At 61.2% G+C, this 21,640-nt stretch carries 13 protein-coding genes and 1 pseudogene; 10 read left to right on the top strand and 4 right to left on the bottom strand.

The genetic code is table 11. From position 1 onward, the window contains the following. Positions 1-272: 272 nt before the first annotated feature. Positions 273-1,022 (bottom strand): FadR/GntR family transcriptional regulator, encoded by a 750-nt coding sequence (locus tag M1D32_RS14510; RefSeq protein WP_458779342.1) that lies wholly within the window; start codon positions 1,020-1,022, stop codon positions 273-275. Positions 1,023-1,117: 95 nt separating this feature from the next. Between M1D32_RS14510 and M1D32_RS14505 the strand changes: the two genes are divergently transcribed. The 6 genes and pseudogenes from M1D32_RS14505 to M1D32_RS14480 all read left to right on the top strand — a co-directional run bounded on the left by M1D32_RS14505 (position 1,118) and on the right by M1D32_RS14480 (position 7,592). Further along, a complete protein-coding gene (locus M1D32_RS14505) occupies positions 1,118-2,008 on the top strand; it encodes a carbon-nitrogen hydrolase family protein (RefSeq protein WP_458779341.1) in 891 nt (296 codons plus the stop codon). Next, positions 2,005-3,354, top strand: a complete 1,350-nt coding sequence (locus M1D32_RS14500) for an APC family permease (protein ID WP_458779340.1) — start codon at positions 2,005-2,007, stop codon at positions 3,352-3,354. Before M1D32_RS14505 ends, M1D32_RS14500 begins: the two co-directional genes overlap by 4 nt. A 48-nt stretch (positions 3,355-3,402) precedes the next feature. After that, positions 3,403-4,182: a carbon-nitrogen hydrolase family protein gene (locus M1D32_RS14495; protein ID WP_458779339.1), complete on the top strand. Its 780-nt coding sequence runs from the start codon at positions 3,403-3,405 to the stop codon at positions 4,180-4,182. A 175-nt stretch (positions 4,183-4,357) separates the two neighbouring features. After that, positions 4,358-5,131, top strand: coding sequence for a TY-Chap2 family putative peptide chaperone (locus M1D32_RS14490; protein WP_458779338.1), 774 nt, complete (start codon positions 4,358-4,360; stop codon positions 5,129-5,131). A gap of 355 nt (positions 5,132-5,486) precedes the next feature. Then, positions 5,487-6,128: an aminotransferase class I/II-fold pyridoxal phosphate-dependent enzyme gene (locus tag M1D32_RS14485; protein WP_458779337.1), complete on the top strand. Its 642-nt coding sequence runs from the start codon at positions 5,487-5,489 to the stop codon at positions 6,126-6,128. A 55-nt stretch (positions 6,129-6,183) separates the two neighbouring features. After that, positions 6,184-7,592 (top strand): annotated as a pseudogene (locus M1D32_RS14480) (amino acid permease). Between the two features lie 337 nt (positions 7,593-7,929). On the opposite strand, the gene M1D32_RS14475 reads toward M1D32_RS14480, so the two are convergent. Next, a complete protein-coding gene (locus tag M1D32_RS14475) occupies positions 7,930-8,118 on the bottom strand; it encodes a hypothetical protein (protein WP_458779336.1) in 189 nt (62 codons plus the stop codon). A gap of 148 nt (positions 8,119-8,266) precedes the next feature. Between M1D32_RS14475 and M1D32_RS14470 the strand changes: the two genes are divergently transcribed. Then, positions 8,267-8,434: a hypothetical protein gene (locus tag M1D32_RS14470; protein WP_458779335.1), complete on the top strand. Its 168-nt coding sequence runs from the start codon at positions 8,267-8,269 to the stop codon at positions 8,432-8,434. A 333-nt stretch (positions 8,435-8,767) separates the two neighbouring features. Further along, the gene (locus tag M1D32_RS14465) at positions 8,768-9,799 is read left to right on the top strand and encodes a DUF6602 domain-containing protein (protein WP_458779334.1); all 1,032 of its coding nucleotides are present in this window, start codon (positions 8,768-8,770) and stop codon (positions 9,797-9,799) included. 734 nt (positions 9,800-10,533) lie between these two features. Here M1D32_RS14465 and M1D32_RS14460 read toward each other — a convergent pair. Next, positions 10,534-12,612, bottom strand: coding sequence for a GmrSD restriction endonuclease domain-containing protein (locus M1D32_RS14460; protein ID WP_458779333.1), 2,079 nt, complete (start codon positions 12,610-12,612; stop codon positions 10,534-10,536). Between the two features lie 210 nt (positions 12,613-12,822). Then, positions 12,823-13,239: a hypothetical protein gene (locus M1D32_RS14455; RefSeq protein WP_458779332.1), complete on the bottom strand. Its 417-nt coding sequence runs from the start codon at positions 13,237-13,239 to the stop codon at positions 12,823-12,825. 717 nt (positions 13,240-13,956) lie between these two features. On the opposite strand from M1D32_RS14455, the gene M1D32_RS14450 reads away from it, so the two are divergent. Continuing rightward, positions 13,957-16,818 carry a helicase-related protein gene (locus M1D32_RS14450; RefSeq protein ID WP_458779331.1) on the top strand — a complete coding sequence of 954 codons (2,862 nt, stop codon included), beginning with the start codon at positions 13,957-13,959 and terminating at the stop codon, positions 16,816-16,818. Further along, positions 16,818-21,473, top strand: a complete 4,656-nt coding sequence (locus tag M1D32_RS14445; RefSeq protein ID WP_458779330.1) for a DNA methyltransferase — start codon at positions 16,818-16,820, stop codon at positions 21,471-21,473. Before M1D32_RS14450 ends, M1D32_RS14445 begins: the two co-directional genes overlap by 1 nt. Positions 21,474-21,640 lie beyond the last annotated feature (167 nt).

The raw sequence follows: 21,640 nt of genomic DNA, 5'->3' as shown, positions 1-21,640 counted from the left end.
CCTTGACTGAATGTGTTTTGCATCAAGTGCATTCTATCTACCAAGGCCACGATCTTTCCTACCGGACAGGCTCGTTGCGTTAGGCTCCGTCTGCTAAGGGTCCTTGCCTGAAAGATGGCCCTGCCTAGGATATGCGCTGTGCATGGAGAAGAAGCTGACTAGGAGTGGTCATTACCCGGTCTTTCGTCTCCAGTGGTATGGCGAGTCAGTTTACTTCGGGCGGCCAGCAGGGAGAAAGCCGGGGTAGCACGTATTCGATCGGTTGTTGCGGCCTAGACCCCGCCCTGAGTCAGCCCCATAAACATCGTCCGGTGCAGGATGTCCACGTGCTTCCGTGCGACCTCCACGGCGTCCTCAACGTCACCGGCACGGAGGGCTGCCACGAGAGCGACGTGGTCGCGGTTCGACTTGTGCAGCTTCTCAATGGGGTAGGGGATGAAGTAGTCGTAGAGCTCAGCGAGCGTCTCGTGGTACACCTCGACTGCGGTGCCCATCCCTGACGCCGTACCCACCAGCTGATGGAAACGCTCGTCCGCCTGATGGTAGACGGACCAGTCGATAGCCTTCGCCATATCCCGGGTCAGCTGCTCCAGCTCATCCAACTGCGAAGCGGTAGCGTTCACCGCCGCATAGTGCGTCACCGCGCACTCGAACAAAAGCCGCCGGTCCACCAGCCTGTTAACAGCCTGGGACTCCGCAGGTGAAGCTGAGAGCTCGGCCAAAACATCCGGAGGCGGCGAATCCGCCACAAACGTTCCGCCAGCCCGGCCGCGCCGGCGCACCACCACGCCCTGCTCCGCAAGGCTCGCCAAAGCACGCCGTGCCGTAATCGGGCTGACCGACAGGCCCAGAGCCACATCTTCCTGGTCCGGCAACCGCTCGCCCGGCTTTAAGAGTCCCAGCGAAATTGCCATCCCGATCCGCATCCGCACCGCGTCCATGGCGCTGCGGCGCTCCATTCCGGGCATCCTGCCGGCACCAAGGCGCGGGGGGTCGAGGGTGTCCTCCAGCTGACGGGTCATATCCGCTACCTTACGGCCCATGCCGCCCCCTTTCCTTTATTAGTTCATTCTGATCTAATATAACCCGGATCACACCCCAACGCGGAGACAAACCCATGCAACGCACCCTTCCCCTCATCGCTGCCCAGGCCCGGCCGCGGCTCATCGGCGAACCCGTCTCGGCCTTCGCCGACGAGGTCAAGAAAGCCCTCGAAGCCCAGCCGCACAGCAAGCTGGTCGTCTTCCCCGAGCTCCACCTGTTCGGCGACGAAGACCCGGACCTGCAGCGCACCGAAATGCTGCAGGCATCCGCAGAACCCCTGGACGGCCCACGGGTCAAAGAACTCAAAAAGCTCGCCAAAGACCTCAACATCTGGCTGGTCCCCGGCAGCGTCTGCGAACGCGGCCCGGAAGGCCAGCTGTTCAACACCCAGCTGGTCCTGTCCCCGGAAGGCGAGCTCGCCGGCTACTACCGGAAGATCTTCCCCTGGCGCCCGTTCGAGCCCTACGATCCCGGCGACAAGTTCACCACCGTGGACCTGCCCGGCACCGGCAGGCTCGGACTGAACATCTGCTACGACGCCTGGTACCCGGAGGTCTCCCGCCAGCTCGCCTGGATGGGCGCCGACGTGATCCTCAACGTCGTCAAAACCACCACCCCGGACCGCAAACAGGAACTGATCCTCGCCAAGGCCAACGCCATCGTGAACCAGGTGTTTATGGTCAGCGTCAACTGCGCGGGCCCCACCGGCCAGGGAAAGAGCATCATCGTGGACCCGGAGGGCAACACCCTCGCCGAGGCCCCGGACGATCAACCGCAGCTGCTCACCGCGGAACTGGACCTCGCCGCCGTCGACCGCGTCCGCACCCACGGCACGGAGAACCTCAACCGCCCCTGGTCGCAGTTCCGCCAGGGGGAGCCCGCCGTCGAACTTTCCGTCTACCAAGGCCGGATCAATCCGGCCACCTGGACACCGCCGTCCTACAAGCCTAAGGAAACACCGTGACAACCACCCTCACCCGCACGCTGAAGCTGCCCTCGCTGGTCCTGTTCGGGCTGGCGTACCTGACCCCGATCATCGTCCTGGGGATCTTCGGCATCATCGCCGAAACCACCGGCGGCGCCGCGCCCGCCGCGTACCTCGTGGCGCTTGTGGCCATGCTGTTCACCGCGCACAGCTACGGCCGGATGGCCATCGCCTACCCCGTCGCTGGCTCCGCCTACACCTACGTCCGCCGCTCCATCGATCCCCGGGTCGGGTTCCTGGTGGGCTGGGCCGTGCTGCTCGACTACCTCTTCCTGCCCATGGTCATCTGGCTGATCGGCGGCTCCTACCTGAGCGCCCAGTTCCCCGGCATTCCCATCGGCGTCTGGATCGTGGGATTCATCGTCATCACCACGCTGCTGAACATCCTCGGCATAAAGGTGGCGGACAAGGCCAACTACGTGCTGATGGCCTTCCAGCTGCTGGTCCTGGTGTTCTTTGTGGCGCTGGCCATCGGCAGCGTGGTGTCCGCCAACGGCGCCGGGGGACTGGCCAGCGGGCAGCCGTTCTTCAACAGCACCGCCAGCTTCGCAACGATCTCCGCCGGCGCCGCCATCGCCGCGTACTCGTTCCTGGGGTTCGACGCCGTCACCACCCTCACCGAGGAAACCATCAACCCACGCCGGACCGTGCCGCGCGCCATCATGCTCGTGGCCCTGATCGGCGGCGGCATCTTCGTGGCCGTGTCCTACGTGACCCAGCTGGTCCACCCCGGCGGCCTATTCGAGGACTCGGCCTCCGCGGCCAGCTCCATCGCCCTGCAGATCGGCGGGCAGCTGTTCGGCGCCGTGTTCCTGGCCGGCCTGGTGGTGGCGCAGTTCGCCTCCGGCCTCGCCGCGCAGGCCAGCGCCTCCCGCCTGCTGTACGCGATGGGCCGCGACTCCGTCCTGCCCAAGGCGGTCTTCGGCCGGCTCAGCGAGAAGTTCCACACCCCGGTGGCGAACCTGGTGGTCACCGGCGTCGTGGGCCTGATCGCGATCTTCCTGGACGTGGCCACGTCCACGTCGTTCATCAACTTCGGTGCCTTCACCGCCTTCACGCTGGTGAACGCCTCGGTGGTGTTCCACTACGTGCGCCAGCGCCGGGCCGGGCAGCAGCTGAACCCGGTGTCCTACGTGGTGGTCCCGGTGATCGGCGCGATCATCTGCGCCTACCTGCTCTCCCGGCTGGACAGCAACGCCATTACGCTGGGGGTGTCCTGGCTGGTGCTGGGCGTGGTGGTCCTGGCCCTGATCACCCGCGGGTTCAAAGCGTCGCCGCCGGAGATGACCGCCACCGAGAAGGCGACGGTCGAGGCAGCCGCCTGACACTCGCCAGTTTGTAGTGTGGCCGGTGGGCCGAGGGAAGGAACGGCTATGAGGATAGCGCTGGGGCAGCTGGAGTCGGGCGCCGACATCCGGGCCAACCTCGCCGCGATCGACCGGTTCGCCGCCGCGGCAGCGCGCGACGGCGCCGCGCTGGTCGCCTTCCCGGAGTACGCCACCTACGAGAAGAAGAAGGTGGACGCGACCTTCCCGGCGGTGGCCGAGCCGCTGGACGGACCTGTGTGCCGGAAGCTCGGAGATATCGCCCGCCGCCACCGCATCGCGCTGGTGGCGGGCGTGGTGGAGACCTCTGACGAGCCGGGAAGGGCCTACAACACGCTGGTGGCTTTCGGGCCCGACGGCGGCCGGCTGGCTTTTTACCGGAAGATCCACCTTTTCGACGCGCAGGGCTTCGGGGAGTCGACGTTCATCAAGCCGGGCCCGTCCACCGACCCGGTGGTATTCGAGCACGGGGGAGTGCGGTTCGGCCTGATGACCTGCTATGACCTGCGGTTCCCGGAGCTGGCCAGGTCGCTGGCCGACGCCGGCGCGCAGGTCCTGCTGGTTTACTCGTCCTGGGTGCCGGGCGAGCACAAGACGGAGCAGTGGCTCGCGTTGAACGCGGCACGGGCGATCGAGAACAGCGTGTACGTGGCCGCTGTGTGCCAGGCGCCGCCCATATCCGTGGGGCGGAGCGTGCTGGTGGACCCGATGGGAGTTGTTGAGGCGGACCTGGGGCTGGCTGCTGATGTCCGGACAGTGGAGGTTTCGCTGGAGACGGTGGACCGGGTGCGGGAGTCGTTCCCGATGTTCCGGCAAAGAAGACTGTGACACTCCCCGGCGCGCAAGTCCTGCTGCTCTGCTCGTCACGGGGTGCCGGGCAAACACATGACGGAGCAGTAGATGGCGCTGCACACGGCGCGGGCACGTTGCTAAGCCACTGAAATACTCTTACATCCCATACGTCCTGAGTGCACTTAGGCTTCGTTTCAAGAACGTCCTCCTAATGATCTGTCCTAAACTTGCGTCGGACTCGAAGGTTGACCTAGTTGAACTCGGACTGAAGTTGGTCGAAGGTTTGATGATGGACTTTCATATTCAGGAGCGTTTCGTTATTGCTCAATCATGGTGGATCGCTACGGAATTAGTTAGACGGAACACCCAGTTGCGTATCTTGGAATGGCATCCGGGCGGGGGGCAATACGATGCCCTGGGTGTGCTTGATGAGACCGGTGGAAAAGTTCTTGTTTCTTTGAACCGGAGAGGTGGGCGAATTCATGTTGAAGAGTCCGCCGACTTTACTCCGATCGAATGGGCGGAGGTATTTGCCAGTGCACCTCACGCGATCGTAAAGAGGATCGAAAGGGGCGCGGGCCTCACGCCTCCCGCTCGCACGCCTCCTACCGGAAAGGCGGCTCTTACATACAGAGTCCTAACGTCGATCCTGGCGCAGATGGTGAATTCTAAGAATATGTGGGACGTAAGGAGCGCGTTCGTCGATACTTCTGGCTACGGTGGCGGACCTACCGAGAGCCTTTTTGCACGCTTTCCTAGCGCTGCGAGGCAAAGGGAAGCTGCCGAAAGGCCCGCCGCTCTCGGTGACGCAGCGGCGGGGTTCTGGTCGTTGAACCGAAACGGGGTTGCAGTTGCCGTTCTCGATCAGTGGGGACTATTACACCAGCAAGAGGGTGAACCTACCGATCTCATGCGGCACTTTATAGCGAATCAGCGCAGTCTCTCAGCAACAATCGGTCAGTCTCTTGGAGAGATTCTAAAGTAGTGCTCAGCCCCGGACCTGTCGCCAATTGAAGCCGTCACCACGCTCACCAAGGAAACCGTCAACCCGCGCCGCACCGTGCCGCACGCCATCATGCTGGTGGCCCTGATCGGCGGTGGCATCTTCGTAGCACTGTCCTAGTCACCCGGCTGGTGCACTCGGGGGCGTCTTCGAGGACGCGGCCTTCGCAGCCAGCTCCTCTGCAGATCGGCGGGCAGCTGTTCGGTGCCGTGTTCCTGGCCAGCCTGGGTGACGCAGTTGGCCTCGGTCCTCGTCGCGGAGGCCAGCGTCTCCCCCGACAGGTGCCCGGCCGGTCCGCGTCCCGCTGGATCACCTTGAGGGCCACGACCTCGATGCCATGGCCGCGGCCGTCACCGGGCGCAGCAAGGTCATCCTGCTCTGCACCCCCAACAATCCCACCGGCGTGCGGATCAGCCACGGCCGCATCGAGGCCTTCCTGCAGTCCGTCCGCTCCGACGTCTTGGTGGTGATCGACGAGGCCTACCTGGAATACGCCGACGCCGGCAGCGGCCCCGATTCCCTGGCGCTCTACCGCGGGTACCCGAACGTCTGCATCCTGCGCACCTTCTCCAAGACCTACGGGCTCGCGGGCCTGCGGTTCGGGTATGCAATTACGACGGCGGCAATTGCCGAGGGTTTGCGCCGCACCACCCTGCCCTTCGCCGTGAGCGCGCTGGCCCAGACAGCCGCCATCGCGTCGCTGGACGCGGGGGAGGAGATGGAAACCCCCGTCGCCGCCGTCAGGCAGGAGCGCGCACGGATGGCGGTGCAGTTGGAGGCCCAGGGCTGGAAACTGCAGCCGAACCAGGGCAACTTCCTGTGGATCCGGGCCGTTGACCGCCTGGCGACGCTGAAGGACGCATTCGACGGCGCCGGCATCATGGTCCGCGCGTACCAGGGCGACGGCGTGCGGATCACCGTTGCCGATGCCGCCTCCAACGACCGGGTGCTCCGGCTCCTCGAAGCCCACGCGGCCTGACGGACTGACTCCAAATCCCCAACACCATTCCACCTACTAACTAAGAGGAATCCCCATGGAACAACAGACAAAGACGTCTGCCCGCGCCCTCGGCGCGGCCCTCGAACCCCGCCAGCTCACCATGATTGGCCTCGGAAGCGCCATCGGCGCGGGCCTGTTGCTCCGGCGCGGGCATCCAGGCGACCGGCCCCGGCGGTGCTGATCTCCTACCTCGTGGCCGGCACCCTCATCATCCTGGTGATGTGGGCGCTCGGAGAGATGGCCGCCGCCAACCCGGACAGCGGCGCCTTCTCCGTCTACACCGCCAAGGCCTACGGGCCGGTGGCCGGTGCCACCGTGGGCTGGCTCTGGTGGCTGCAGCTCGTGGTGGTGATCGCGGCCGAAGCGCTCGGTGCGGCAGGCCTGCTGGCCACCATCTTCCCGGGCCTGCCGGTGTGGTTGATGGCCTTCGTGTTCATCGTGGTGCTCACCGCCGAGAACCTGACCAGCGTGAAGAACTTCGGTGAGTTCGAGTTCTGGTTCGCCCTGCTCAAGGTGGCAGCAATTGTGGCGTTCCTGGCTGTGGGCGCTGCCCTTCTCTTCGGCTGGCTGCCGGGTGTCCAGTCGCCGGGCCTGTCCAACTTCATGGGCGACGGCTTCGCGCCCAGTGGTTTCGCCGGCATTGCCACGGCGCTCTTCGTTGTGGCGTTCGCCTTCGGCGGCACCGAGATTGTGTCCGTGGCGGCAGCTGAGACCGCTGAGCCGGCCCGGAGCGTAAAGAAGGCAGTCCGCACGGTGCTGTGGCGCATCCTGGGGTTCTACATCGGTGCCATCTTCATCATCGCGGCTGTGGTTCCCGTGGGTTCTGAAGGTTTGAAGAGCCCGTTCGCGGCAGTGTTGGAAGCGGCCGGGATGCCGGGTGCGGCCACGGCCATCACCCTGGTAGCCGTCGCGGCACTGCTTTCCGCGCTCAACGCCAACCTCTACGGCGCCTCCCGGATGGCGTACTCCCTCGCCGAGCGGGGTGAAGCATCTCGCGTGCTTGCTGCGGTGTCCAAGGCGCGTGTTCCGGTGGTCGCAGTCCTCGCCAGCGTTGCTTTCGGCGTTGTCACGGTGGTGCTGGAGCTGGCGTTCCCCGAGATGGTCCTTGCCGTCCTGTTGAACATTGTGGGCTCAACCTGCCTGCTGGTGTGGACATCAGCGCTCCTCGCTCAGCTGGCGCTGCGCCTCCGCGCCGACCGCGAGGGGACGGCCCTTCCGCTGCGGATGCCCGGGTTCCCGTGGCTCACGTGCTTTGGTCTGCTCATCCTCGCGGCGATCTTCACGGTGGGCTTCATCGGCGAGGAATCCCGTCCGCAGCTCCTGAGCACGTTCGGTCTTGTGGCTGTTCTTGCAGTGGGCTGCTGGATGAACCAGCGGTCCAGGAAAGTTGCGGTCGCCGTTGAATCGTCGGATGGTGCTAAGGAGCCGGTGCTCGTTGACTAAATCCGCGGCTTAGACTACTTCGCGGTTTCCGTTCATGCTGAGGGCACGCCTGGCTTTGGCATGGCGCGCCCTCAGTGCTGCATGCCAAGACCTATGCCAGCATGGCCTGGGCCTCAAGACTGGGCTGACCCTGTCCGAAAGATTCCGGCAATTAGTGGACCTTTGTCACAACTGGCCGTCGTGAGACCCGCAGTCTTCGATTCAGTCGAACGAAGCCAGGAGTTTGATCACGCAGCCCATGCGAATGCCGTTGCAGCTGCTGGAAGCATGAAGCGTTGCCACTCCGCTGATTCGAGGGCGCCCCGAAGGCTGGCAGGAAGCGGTGAAGCCCTCGAAGTTACTTTCCTGCACGGCGCTGCGGCCGTGAAACATAATCCGTTGGCGCGGCCATCGCGGCGTACTCGTTCCTGGGGTTCGACGCCGTCACCACCCTCACCGAGGAAACCATCAACCCGCGCCGCACCGTGCCGCGTGCCATCGTGCTCGTGGCACTGATCGGCGGCGGCATCTTTGTGCCCGCCGACATCGGATCACGCTGGTGGCGGGCACAGTGGAAACGTCGGACGGTCCGGACCGGGCGTACAACACGTTGGTGGCTTTGGGCCTGACGGCGACCGGCTGGCTTCCTTCCGGAAGATCCACCTTTTCGATGCGCAGGGCTTCGGGGAGCCCACGTGCATCAAGCGGGTCCGTCCACCGATTCTGCGGTTTTTGAGTACGGGAGAGTGCGGTTCGGGCTGATGACCTGTTACGCCCTGTGGTTCCTCGAGCTCGCCAGGTCGCTGGCCGATGGCGGCGGGCAGGTCCTGCGGGCCTGCTCGTCCTGGTGCCTGGGAGCATAAGTCGGAGCAGTGGCTGGCCGTGAACGCGGCCCGGGCAATCGAGAACAACGTACGGGGCGGGGGTGTTCGCGGCGTGAATCCCAGCGTGAAGAACTGCGTTCAACCTTGCTTCAGCTGGCGGCCATCATCGGGTTCCTCCTAATGATGGCCGCGCCGCAGCTGCGATGCGGAACCGGCGCGCAAGCGAGCGGAAAGCAGTCGGCACGAGTACGTGGCGCATCTTGGGGCGACCGCGCACTCGCGGTGTTCGCACCATCGTTGCGGCCACGGTAGCTCGCCGGATAAGGCAATATTGGGAGAATGACGGAACGAGCCGGCGGGAAAGCTGCCCGCATGGAGGAAACGGCCCGCCTACTTAAGCAGGGTGCGCCCAAGGAAGACATTGCAAGTGAGTTAGGAGTTAGCGTTTCCACCATCAGGAAGTATGTTGCTGAATTAGAAGGTCGCATAACCAAAGCTGCCCCAGTGACAAAAAAACCTACCAGCGAGACCAGACGATGGTTCGAGTCAATTCAAGAGGAGATAGCACGAGATTACTCTGATGCTCAGTCAGCTCACACAGTGGATATCCAACGGTCGGGGCATGAAGGAGAATCTACGTGGGCGGACCTCCTAGCTAAGTGGCTCCCGCCTGCATATGGGGTGGGGCTGAGAAAATACATCATCGGAAAGGACGATAGAGTCCAGCCGTTCGAAACGGACATTGTTGTCTTCGAACCTGGCTACCCGCAACACCTTCGTTATAGAGCCAAGGTTCATGTGGGTGGGGTAGCGGCAGCATTTTCCGTGAAGCTCACCGCCCGAAAGAAGCACTATAAAGAAATAGCAGATTGGGCGGCCGCGCTTGCTAATTTGAGTAACGTCGACAAAACAACAGTCGAAGGGCAACTCCTGCCAGGCATCCCCACAGGGTTCCTCGCCCATTCTCACGTTCTTGGCGAAGATCCAGTCCTAGCGCTTGCTGAGGGTTTCGATCGCAGAGCGGAGCTTGCGGCACACCCTCGAGACCTTGTGGATCTCGTCTGCATCGCGGACGCGGGAACCCTGACGTGCAAGCGAGTGTCCTATATCCCTATGTCTGGGCTTCAACCAGCAGCGGAGGACTTCACGATGTCGTCGTACCTGACCATGAATGACTCGCTGCAATATGGGGCCGTGGCTCATTTTGTCGTCGCGCTCTATACGGCATTAGGGCGACGTGACCCTTCTCTCAACAAGCTTGCCGTCGAACTTGCTCACGCAACGGGAACAGGCGAAGGACAAGGGACGATTCGCAAATGGGACCCCAAAATCGTTTACGAGGAGGATTTCTTGAATACCCGTTTTCAAAAGCTTTTCCTAGATGGGAACCCTCGCCATTTCTGAAAGTTTCGGCTCTCTCGGAACCCCGATTCCTGACTATTGATTGCAACTTGTCTGCATCCAAGGCCAGCTGGACATATTTAGACCTGAGAGCGTAGGCATCCAGGTTGAACCGGTTCACGAATCCCAAGGTCTTCAGGATTCCCAGTTCGTAAAGGTGGGAGGCTCGGGCGAGTCGGTGCACGTGATGGCACCCACGACGGCAGACTCCCTTGTCATCGCGAAGTCGGGGAGTACCCGCCATGGATGTCCTTCCTCTTTCAACGAGACACTGTGAAGCTGGGATAGCGAGCTTGGGCTGCGCCGCTTCAATGTGGGTCTCCTCTCGGGCGAGCGCAGAGTCGGTGATCGTTGAGGCCTTACTGGGCAGCGTGAACTGGGTCCGGAGTGGTTCACTATTTTCCGGCAACAGGACTATCAAGGCGTCGGCGTCAGGGTGCCGCCCCTTTTCGTCCCTGGTCCGTCACTAAGGGTAAGGGGCGACGAGTCGGGTACAAGTCAGTGCCGCCGATGGCGCAGGCGTGGATTTCGGTGACGACAAGGCGGGTGAGGGAGCGCATGCTCTTGTTCTCGGACTGTCATCCGTAGCCCTAGTTAGTAGCCTTGATCGGGGCCAGTGACAATCACGTATTGCGGTCGCCGGGCTCGCCGGCCCACAATGGTGAACGCCAGCGCGCCTGCTCGGTCTCATGGCAGCGGAAATGCACCGCAGGTCAGCACGCTGCTCTGAACCCGAGCTAGCTGGTGCCTACCGCCGCTTTGGGGTTGTCGGCATACCCGCCCTGTTTGAGGACCTGGTACTCGTGCCACAGTGCGCCGATCTTACGGCCGTCGGGCAGAGCCCAAGCATCCCATCCGTCTTGGGCTTCGATTCCGGCGGCCTCCTTGGCTGCTCGAGACGGCGTATCAAATAGCCGCCCGTCTTCCAATAAGATTTGGCCCTGAGCAGTCACTGAAGCTTGATGCACTTCACCCACACGAGGTCTCTTCCATACGAGTCTCGTATCAGCTTCGAGTAATCCTGCCGCTAGAAGAGCCACGAGGGTTACACGTCGGTCGACTGGACTAGAGCCGCGTGAGGGCTCATTTGTGGAAGCGAGCTCATTTTCGGAAAGCCGCGCTAGGTTCATACCGGAACTATCGCGCCCGATGTCCCAAGCCTTAGCGAGAGTTTCTACAAGCTGCGTTTGTCTGGTCTCCAGCAGTTCCGGTGTCCAGGACGGGGAATCGATAACCCCCATCGTGAGCGCGAAGGGGGTTATGCCAGTAGTGGATCTGAAGTAGCGCTTCTTCTTCTCGTCGAAGTCATAATTTTGAGCCTCTGAATTCTTCTTCTTGTCGAGAAGGACCAAGTTTGCCAAGCGGTGGACCCAATACTCCCGGTCTTCGTCGCTGAAGTCATGCATCCATTTCGAGTCATGGCGAGGAGTCTGCGGCAACACGTGCTCGACTGTGACTATTTTTGGATTGAACGTGACAGGGGCGCTGGCGAGCAGTTCATTGAGACGGAGAAGCACGTACCTCCGAACTGGGGCCATGTCGTAGATCGGTCCAACGAGTTGGAGCAGGGCTGACCGCTTGTCTTGATCGGAAACCGCAAACTCTGGTGCGTCGGTTCCGTAGCCAGCATCGAGACTCTTGAGCAGGTTTGCGTACCGAGTGCTCCGGGGAGTCTGGTAAGCGCGCCGAATGAGCATGATTGATGCGATGCGTTCCAGCTTCATCAGCATTGCGGCAAGCCGCGCTGGGTCCGTCTTGAAGTTATGCAGCAGCCATAGGGCAACTGGCTTCCAATCGTTGTTGTCAATTTGATTTAGGCGCCTGAGCCATGCATTGACCTCGGTGGCGCCGTGGGGCCACACGTAGCTTTCATTTTCGATCGTCGCATAGGCATCGGCATAAGGAAGGAGCACCTCGTCCACGAAAGCTGCTGCCCTGTCAGGGAGGAACTGGTCAAGGACCTGCACGGGAAACTCCTGCAGAATTTCTTTCTGGGCACGGGTCTTGGCATAGATAGTTCGGATGTGGAGAAACAGGTCTTGGAAGGCCTGACGGCCGAGGCCATCTTCGGCGTCTTCCCATTTCGTCGCGTAAAGCTCCGATTCTGCCTTGGGAAGGGCACCGATCACTCGAGACTTGAAGATGTCTGCGGCCGACAGATCCAGGCCGCGTGAATTCATTACATTGAAGATGCGGTGGGCGCTAACGAGATCAGTAGTCGCTACGGCAACGAGGAAAGTGCGGTTCCCAAGGAGCCTTGAAAACTCGGTGCGCCTTGCGTCCGTCCACGTGGCTAGTTCATCGTATATTGCCTTGGCATTGTCGCGGATGTTCCGTTGGGCATCGGTCTTCAGACTACCGTCCGGCAGGGCGAACAAGTCGGATAGATGACCGTCCTGAACGTAGTGGCGATAGAACTCTCTGTCGCGCGACCGGAGGCGTAGACGGGGCTGCTCTAGGCGCTCAAGAAGCTCATCCCCGGGTTCGCTGATCATCGCCTCAAACGATGTCCTAAGCCCTGCCGATTCCGTGAGGCTGCGGAGAACAGCGAGGAGCATTGTTACGGTTGTAAGTCGCTGCTGACCGTCAATCACTTCCGCAGCTGAGTCATCTATGTTTTTCACCAAGACTATGGAACCTAAGAAATAGGGTTCGGACTTGGATTCTCTGTCGAGCGCGTTCGTCAGATCCTCAAGTAGCTGAAGTGACTGTTCCGTTGTCCAGGAGTAAGGACGCTGATAATCGGGGATCGAGAATTGGTACTGGGCACTGAAGATTTTGGACAGGGGCTCTTCATGCGCTGACAGACGACTCATTCCCCAAGTATGCAGGGGGCAACTCCGACATCCCTAAATCGACACGAGGCTGGTCATCGCATCATTGGTCGAGACTGTGCCTCAGGGTCAGAGTGGCATAACCAGATTCAATCGGTGAGGCAGCCTCATGCAGTGCTGAAGCCAGCGTAGTTTGCTCAAACACAAGAGAGTGCCCGCTCGAACAGGAGCGGGCACTCTCTAGAAATTCAATTAGGCGTTTTCTAACACGAGCGATGAAATTTCGGCCTCGAACTCACTACCGCTGGCGCTATACATCTTTCCCTTAGAGGACCGAGCATTTGAAAGCCATTCGCGCACCGTCAATCCTCCCGGAACATCCACTGATTCATGTGAAGCCGAAGCCCTGTAATGGCCTTCGAAAGTGGTGATGGTCAGCTTTCCGTCTATCTCGGTTACTAAGGTCGCATGTCTTTCACCCACGGTTTCCATCCTATGGATGGTAACGACTGCAGATTCGAAGTCAGCTGCGACGATCACGGTGTACTCTCCGTTCGAGTCCGTCGGCAGGTTCTTTGCTGGCGCGGCCAGAAAGTCCTGCTGCCGCATCAAGATGCTGAACTTGGCGGCGATCCGCGCGCGAGACTTCAGTGTTTCTTTGTTCGCCACTCTTCCCTCCAATCAACCGCTCCGCCGACGATGTTCACCGTCGACTCGTTGTAGGCCTTGTTCGCTTGCTCCTCATTGTCCAGTGTCCCGAAGGATTTGGAAACCTTTGGATTTTTTGGGCGTAAGTAGTCGCCGCGATGTAGGTGGTAGTTGGCATGGGCAGAGCACGCGCGCACGACGTGCTCCATACATTTCGTGACGGAGTGACTAGCCATCAACCCTACGCTGAAGTTCCACACGTACTGTCCGCAAGATATGTGTCTGTCTATCGCTATGAGTGGATCTTCGTCGTCTATGTGTATCCGTAGGGCAGGACGCGTCTCCTTGCAGTTGTCGCACTTTTCGTGGTGCAGGAGGCCCTGTTCCAATTGCCCATGGGATATGTCGCTCACGCCAAGACTCTAGTCCATGGAGCACCCGCTCTTGAACTCAGAGTTCTCCTGCCGGTTCCAAGAGTACTCAAGAGCGACTCGCTAGTGGCTACCCTCCGGAGTGCCCGTGATAGTGACGGGAGTCTGCGCCTCGCTAGAAAGCCGATTCTACAAATGCTTGTGGGACTCCTGATTCGTTTTGCGATAGAAGAGGCGCAACTCCTGCTCTGGGAAGTGCCGAATCGCCATGCCAGACGCGTTCCCGGACATAATGGCATGGAAGGGGCTGCTGCCGATGCTGCAGCGGATCCTTCTTATGGGGAAGCAACAAGCACAGGAGCAGGTCTTGACAGTTACAGCCGAAAACCGGGAACTCAACGTCGCACCCGGTTCGGTGGTCCACGTCCGTGATGAGGAGTGGCTGGTCACCAGCCTCGAGAAGTCCGTGGACGGCACACTCGTCAGGGTCCAAGGCCTCAGCGAGCTAGTAAGGGACACCACAGCGGCCTTCTACTCCGCCCTCGACGACATCGAGGTCGTGGACCCGGCCAAGTCCAAGGTCGTCGCGGACGACACCCCGAACTACCGCAAAGCACGGCTGTTCCTGGAGACGACGCTCCGCAAGACCCCCACACCGCAGTCCGCCGAGCACCTCACAGTCTCGACCCTAATGCTGTCTCGCAATCTGAAGTACCAGCAGATCGCCGTCGCAAAAGCCCTGGACACCAAGAACATCAGGCCCCGCATCCTCATCGCGGACGCCGTCGGCCTGGGCAAGACCCTCGAGATCGGCATGATCCTCAGCGAGCTGGTCAAGCGCGGCCGCGGCGAACGCATCCTGGTGGTTACGCCGCGCCACGTCCTGGAGCAGATGCAGCACGAACTCTGGTGCCGCTTCGCCCTCCCCTTCGTCCGCCTTGACTCCGCCGGCATCCAGAAGGTGCGCCAAAAACTGCCGGCCACGCGCAACCCTTTCACCTACTACAAGCGCGCCATCATCTCCATCGATACCCTCAAGAGCGCCCGATACCGAGCTCACCTCGGAAAGTTGAAATGGGACGCCGTTGTCATCGATGAATCCCACAACCTCACCAACACCGGAACCCTCAACAATGAGCTCGCCCGCATCCTCGCGCCCAACACTGAAGCGCTGATCCTTGCGTCGGCCACCCCGCACAACGGCCGCAACGAGTCCTTCGCCGAGCTCCTTCGCCTCCTCGACCCTACGGCCGTCCGCCCCGATGGGACCTTCGATCCCAAACAGGTGGAGAACCTCATCATCCGCAGGCACCGCCACAGCCCCGAGGTCGCCCAGGAAGTCGGTGCAGACTGGGCGGAACGAGAAGAACCGGACAACCGCCTCGTCGCCGCTTCTGCAGCCGAGAACGCCATCGCCGAGGAGCTCTCCGATACCTGGCTCTACCCTGAGGGCCGTCCCTCCCCGTACTCGGGACAGAACGGCTCCTTGTTCTCTTGGACCCTCGCGAAAGCCTTCCTTTCCAGTCCCGCCGCGCTGCTGGAGACGGTTACGGAGCGTCTGAAAAAGCTCGACGCCGATGCTTCCACCGAGGCCGGAGAGACTGAGGCGTTGGGTCGCCTCCGCCAGCTTGCAGAAAAGGCAAACACCGGCGAATCAGGCAAGTACAACGAACTCGTCAGCTACCTCAAAAAGATTGGCGTCGGCAAGGGATCACCAACAAGGGCCGTAGTCTTCGCGGAACGCGTCGCCACGCTCAAGTGGCTCCAGGAGACCCTGCCCAAGGCCCTCGGCCTGAAGCCCGAAAACGTCGGTCTCCTTCACGGCGGCCTCAGCGACGTCGAACAGCAGAGCATCGTGGACCAATTCAAACGCGGCAACAGCCCGCTCCGGGTCCTGGTCACGGGAGACGTCGCCTCCGAAGGCGTCAACCTGCACGCCGAATGTCACCACCTGATTCACTTCGATATCCCGTGGAGCCTCATCCGGATCGAGCAGCGCAACGGACGCATCGACCGCTTCGGCCAGCGACACAAACCGCAGATCACCACCCTTCTGCTGAACCCGAGCAACACCCGCTTCTCAGGTGACATCAAGGTGCTCACCCGGCTCATGGAACGCGAGCACGAAGCCCACGCCGTGCTGAATGACGTTGCCTCCCTTATGGGGAAGTACAGCGTCAAGCAGGAGGAGGACGCCATTCTGGATGTCCTCCTCGGCAAGAAGGAGTTCGAAGACACCGTCGGCGAGCCAGCCCCGGACCCCGAGTCAGGCGACGTCTGGGACTTCCTAGACTTTGAAGCCCTCAACCAGGATGGACCCAGCGACGGCGTACCGGTGGAGAAGCCGTCCGGCCTCTACGCCACGGACCTGGACTTTCTTGACGAGGCCCTGAACGAGGCCTTTGGCGAACCCCAGAAGAAACTCGGTTGGACCATCCACCCAGGCCACGGCCTCGCCGAGCTGAACCCGCCCGCCGATCTCCAGCACCGCCTCGGCTACCTTCCACAGGACTACCTCTCCGAACGCAAGGTCACCGAGCGCCTCAAGCTCGCCACCACCGTGGAAGCCGGCACCAGGGAACTGGACCGGGCCCGCGAATCCGATGACATGAGCTGGCCCGAGGCCCACTACCTCGGCCCGCTCCACCCCGTCCTGGACTGGGCCAGCGACCGCGCCCTGGGCTCGATGTCCCGCAGCGAAGTGCTCGCCGTCCGCGGCGACGTCGACGCCCCGCAGGTTCTCCTCATGGGCACGCTCATGAACCGCCGCGGCCAAGTCGTGTCGAAGGCGTTCATCGCCGTCGAGTTCCCCGATCCCAGCAATCCCAACTTCTGCATGGACCAGCCCCTCGAGGACCTAGGGGACCACCTGGCAGCTATCGGCGTGCACAACAAGACCACCAATCCCGGCCCCGTCAGCTTGGACGGTCTGCAGGCCCTCCTCCCACGCGCTGTGGAAAACGCCAGGCAGACCATGCAGATGACGTTCGAGTCCGCGGCCGCGGCGGCCGAGCAGCGACTGCAGTCATGGACGGACCGTGCCACCGGCTGGACCCAGCTGTCCTTCGAACTCACACAGCGGGTGGAGGTCAGGAAACAGCGGGAGCGGGTCACCGAGGAGCAGCTCATCGCCGAGTCGCTCGCGCCGGCCCAGCGCCTGGTCCGCCCGCTTCTGATCGTCGTTCCCCGCAATACCCCTGCCGCCGTACCGGAAGGTGCTGACCAGTAATGCCGTCCTTTGATTCGATCGTTGTCGGTGAAGACTGGATCAGCGAACACTTTTTCACCACGGATTCCACCAAAGAGTCCTTCCAGGCCGAAGTCATCAAGCTCCGGAAGTCCTGGGACGAACAAGCCAAGGAAGGCCACCCCACCACCCTGACCCGCTTCTCCGAAGCCCGCGGCCGGCTGCAGATCCTGCTCGCCGGGCTGGCCGAGGACCCTGCGGGCGCTCGCGAGGCATACGCCCTCCTGCGCACCGCGCTCGGGTTCAAAGGTACGACGGCGGCGGTAATCTTTGAGCGCAGCGGCACGGAGACCTTGGTTCCCGGCGTGTGGATGACGGACAACGCCGACGTCGTGTTTCTTGAGGCCGATGCCGCCGACGCTGCTGAAGATGTTTTGTCATCGGTAAAGCCGCTCGGCCGCGTGCTCGTCGACGGCAAGGAGATGCCGTCCCTGACGCTGGCCAGGGTCGTCTCGGAAATTTACCTTGCGGAACGCTCGCCCAAGTACGTCGTCGTCATGGCGGGGCGTTGGCTGGTGCTGACGGAGCAGGAGCGCTGGGCCGAGGGCCGCTATCTTGCCGCTGACGCCCTGCTCGTTGCCGACCGAAATGACACCCGAAAGCATTCGGAAACCGATCGCTTCCTCGCTATCTTTGGCCGGGACTCGGTCATGCCAAATCCCGACGGATCTATCTGGTGGGACGACGTCCTGGCGGCCTCTGTCAAACATACGGTAGGCGTTTCCCAGGACTTGCGGGAGGGCATCCGCCGCTCTATCGAAATCATCGCTAATGACGTGCTCAACAGGCGAGCCGCTCGCGGGTTCCCAGTGGACGATGTCGACGGTCAGGACCTGGCCCGCCAATCCCTGCGGTTCCTTTACCGCATACTGTTCCTGCTTTACGCGGAGGCTTCACCCGAGATGGGTGTGTTGCCCATTGGTGCGGGTGAATACAACGAAGGCTACGGCCTGGACCGGCTCCGGGAACTGACACTCGTGGACGTTGACTCATTCAACTCACAAGTCAAAGACGGGACTCATATCTACGAGTCCTTGGAACGGCTTTTTAAGCTCGTCGACAGGGGCCATCGACCGCAGCAAGACACGTCTGCCTCTCAGGACGCATCCGGGGATAACGAAGGGCTGGTCTTTCGGCCACTTAGGGCCGACCTTTTTAGGAACACGGCAACATCTCTCATCAATGACGTAAAACTTGGCAACTCGGCGCTTCATCGGGTTTTAAGACACCTCCTGCAGACCAAGGAAACTCCCGGAAAAGACCGCGGGTTCATCTCGTATGCAGAGCTCGGCATCAACCAGTTGGGAGCTGTCTACGAGGGACTCATGTCCTACACAGGATTCATCGCCGAAACCGACTTGTTAGAGGTAGCAAGGGATGGAGACCCGGAAAAAGGCTCCTGGGTGGTTCCCGTGGAGCGCGCAGAGTCCATTGAGCCCCGACATCTCGTAAAGGAGAAAGATGATCGGACGGGAGATTGGCGCCCGGTACGGCATTTGACGGGATCTTTCGTCTTTCGCCTTGCTGGCCGCGAGCGTCAGCAGTCTGCCTCCTACTACACTCCCGAGGTGCTGACTAAGTTCGTCGTGTCGCAGGCCCTTGAGGAGCTGTTGGATCAGGATGGCACCAACACTGCGGCAGATGACGTCCTGAGATTGACTGTCTGCGAGCCCGCACTCGGTTCAGGGGCCTTCGCCATTGAGGCCGTGCGACAACTGGCCGACGAATACCTAAAGCGCAAGCAAAAAGAGCTCGACCAGCAGATCCCAGCCGACGAATACCCGCAGGAACTGCAGAAGGTCAAAGCACAGATCGCCCTGCATCAGGTCCACGGAGTTGACCTGAATTCGACGGCGGTCGAACTTGCCGAAGTCTCACTGTGGCTTGACACCATGGTCAAGGACCTCCAGGCTCCGTGGTTCGGGCTGCGTCTGCGGCGAGGAAATTCGCTCATCGGTTCGAGAAGGGCCACGTACTCGCGTCAGTCGGTGAACGACAAAACATGGCTGAAGTCTGAGCCGGGCGAGGCCCCGCTCACTGGTCTCGTTGCGGCAATGGTGGACGGCTCGGATGACCCTAACGTTGTCAGCCGCATCCACCACTTCCTGTTGCCGGCGGAAGGCTGGGGCGCAGCCGCCGACTCCAAGGAAGTCAAAGACCAGACGGGCGAAGCACAGAAGAAGCTGAAGGCCTGGCGGACCAAGGTCAAGGTTAAGCCGAGCAAGACGCAGCTGGATCGCCTTGTCGCTTTGGGCAGCCGAGTGGAATCGCTGTGGCAGCTGACGCTCCGTCGTCTGCAGGTCGCTGAGGCTGAGGCGCGCCGAGAAATCGATTACTTCGGCAAGTCAACACAACCCGCCGTAGACGCCAATTCGGTGGTTGATCTTGTTGAAACCCCTGCCGTCGCACGCGAACAAATCGAGCGGTCGCTCAACGATGAAAACGGCTCCTATCAGCGCTTGCGCAGGGTCATGGATGCGTGGAACGCGCTTTGGTTCTGGCCGTCGACGGAACGCGCGACCGGCGGAGTTCAGCCTCCATCGCTCGACGAATGGATCTCCGCGCTCGAAGGTATCCTCGGGATCGAAGCGTCCGCAAGAAAGGCGTCACGGAAATACGGCTACGTCGAAGGCCAGACATCGGTGCTCTCCATGGCGTCATGGGGCGAACTGGAAGCGATTGAATCTTTCGACCACAGCACATCGCAGGTGAAGCCAATTGGCTCCGTTAAAGCGGGGCATCGCTGGCTCGACGTGTGCGAACGGGTCGCCAGGGATCAGGGATTCTTCCACTGGGAACTCGACTTCGCATCGGTCTTTGGCCGTGGCGGCTTTGATCTCCAAGTCGGTAACCCGCCGTGGGTGCGTCCTCGATCGGATGAGGCAGCACTGCTTGCTGAAGGTGATCCATGGTGGCAACTCGTAGACAAGCCGACTCAGGCGCAGGTGAAAGCAAAACGAGAGGAGACGCTCGCGCACGCGGGCATGCGTGATCTATTTATCGAAGGCGCCGTACCCACGGCCGTCGTCGCCGAGTTCCTGGCATCACCGGCTGACTACTCACTTCTGACGGGGTTGCAGCCGGACCTTTATCGGGCGTTCATGGTCCGTGCATGGCGTTCTGGCTCCACAACTGGTGTAGTGGCTCTGGTCCATCCGGAGTCGCACTTCACTGAAAAGAAGGCCGCCCATCTGCGTGCCGAAACGTACAGGCGCATTCGCAGGCATTGGCAGTTCATCAACGAGCTCTGCCTATTTGAGATCCATCACTTGGTGACCTACGGAATTCATGTTTACGGTGCTCGCCACGAATCACCGCACTTCAAGATGGCGGCGTCGCTCTACCACCCCGACACGGTCGCTCGCTCGGAGATCCATGACGGCTCAGGGGAGGTCCCTGGACTGAAGGATGCCGACGGCTCCTGGGACACCCGGCCGCATGCAGAGCGCATCATCGAAGTCGACGAAACCGTGCTGAAGGTCTGGGCTGGCATCCTTGATGAACCGGGAACGCCTGCCATCCAAGCGAGGATGGTCTATCCAGTCAATCGTGCAAGTTCCGCTGTTCTTGAAAAACTGAGCTTGGCACCTCGAGTCAGGGAACTTGGGTTGCAGTATTCGCGGGGCTGGGACGAATCCATTGACCGCAAAAAGGGCTACTTCGAAGTCGGATCCGCTGTGTCAGAATCCTGGGACGACGTCATTTTGCAGGGGCCGCACTTCACAGTCGCAAACCCGTTTGCGAAGGAGCCGAACCCGACTATGAAAAACAACCTCGATTGGAGCGAAATCGATCTCGAAGCGCTTCCCGAAGACTTCGTCCCGCGCACCAGCTACCAGCCCGCAGGTAGCACGGGCTCATACGCCTCGAGCTTTGGTAACTGGGTAGGCATTGACGGAAGACCTGTTCGGCAACGTCGTGAGTACCGGATGGTGTGGCGCCGGATGGCGGCGGTAACGGGGGCAAGGACGCTTCACGCATCGATCGTCCCTCCCGGAACCGCCCATGTGGACAATGTCTACGCCGCGGGAAGTCTTGCGGCGGGAGATGCGAGGGCGCTCGTCACTGTCGCTGGAATATCCTCCACAATTGTTGCCGACTTTCTCATGAAAGTCGTTGGAGCTTCAAAGATCTCAGGCGATGACATTGGGCGGCTTCCAATCGAGATGCAGTCCAGTGCTTCTGAAATGATTGTGGAGAGGTTCCTGCGGCTCATCTCCCTCACAAAGGCATTTGAACCGCTCTGTGCGGATGCAGGATTTGCTGACGCTGCTCAGCATGCGGCGCGCAAGGCAGGAGAGAGGCGGGCCCTCCTAGTAGAACTAGATGTCCTCGCCGCCATGTCGCTGGGGGTGACGATAGATGAGCTTTGCACAATATACCGAACACAATTTTCAGTACTTCGGGGTTACGAGCAATCCGATATTTACGACGCCAATGGACGGAAGGTTCCTGGAGAGCTGAACCGGCTTTATCGGCAGCGTGGTAAAGACCTTTCCAGCGATGATCGAACCTGGACGCACCCGCAGAGCGGTGTTAAGTACCTGTTTGAATTCCCGTTCCAGAGCTTCGACCGTGAAGAGGACATGCGTAAGGCTTACGCGCACTTCTCGAGCCTGCTGGGAGAACACTCCTGATGCCGGAACTGCTGCCTACGAGCCAAGCGGGCGATCTTCGCCGAGGTCTTTCGGACTACCTGGCCACGACCTTTGCTCTGACTGACGGCAATGCGCAAGCTGCAATCAAGGATTTCCTCGCAGACCCAGATCAGGGTCTCTTCAAGGGCGGGTACGTTCGTTTGCGA

Source organism: Arthrobacter sp. D3-16 (assembly GCF_054408515.1).
Note: the sequence above shows the minus strand (reverse complement) of the source record. Positions and strands in the feature narration are given on the sequence as shown.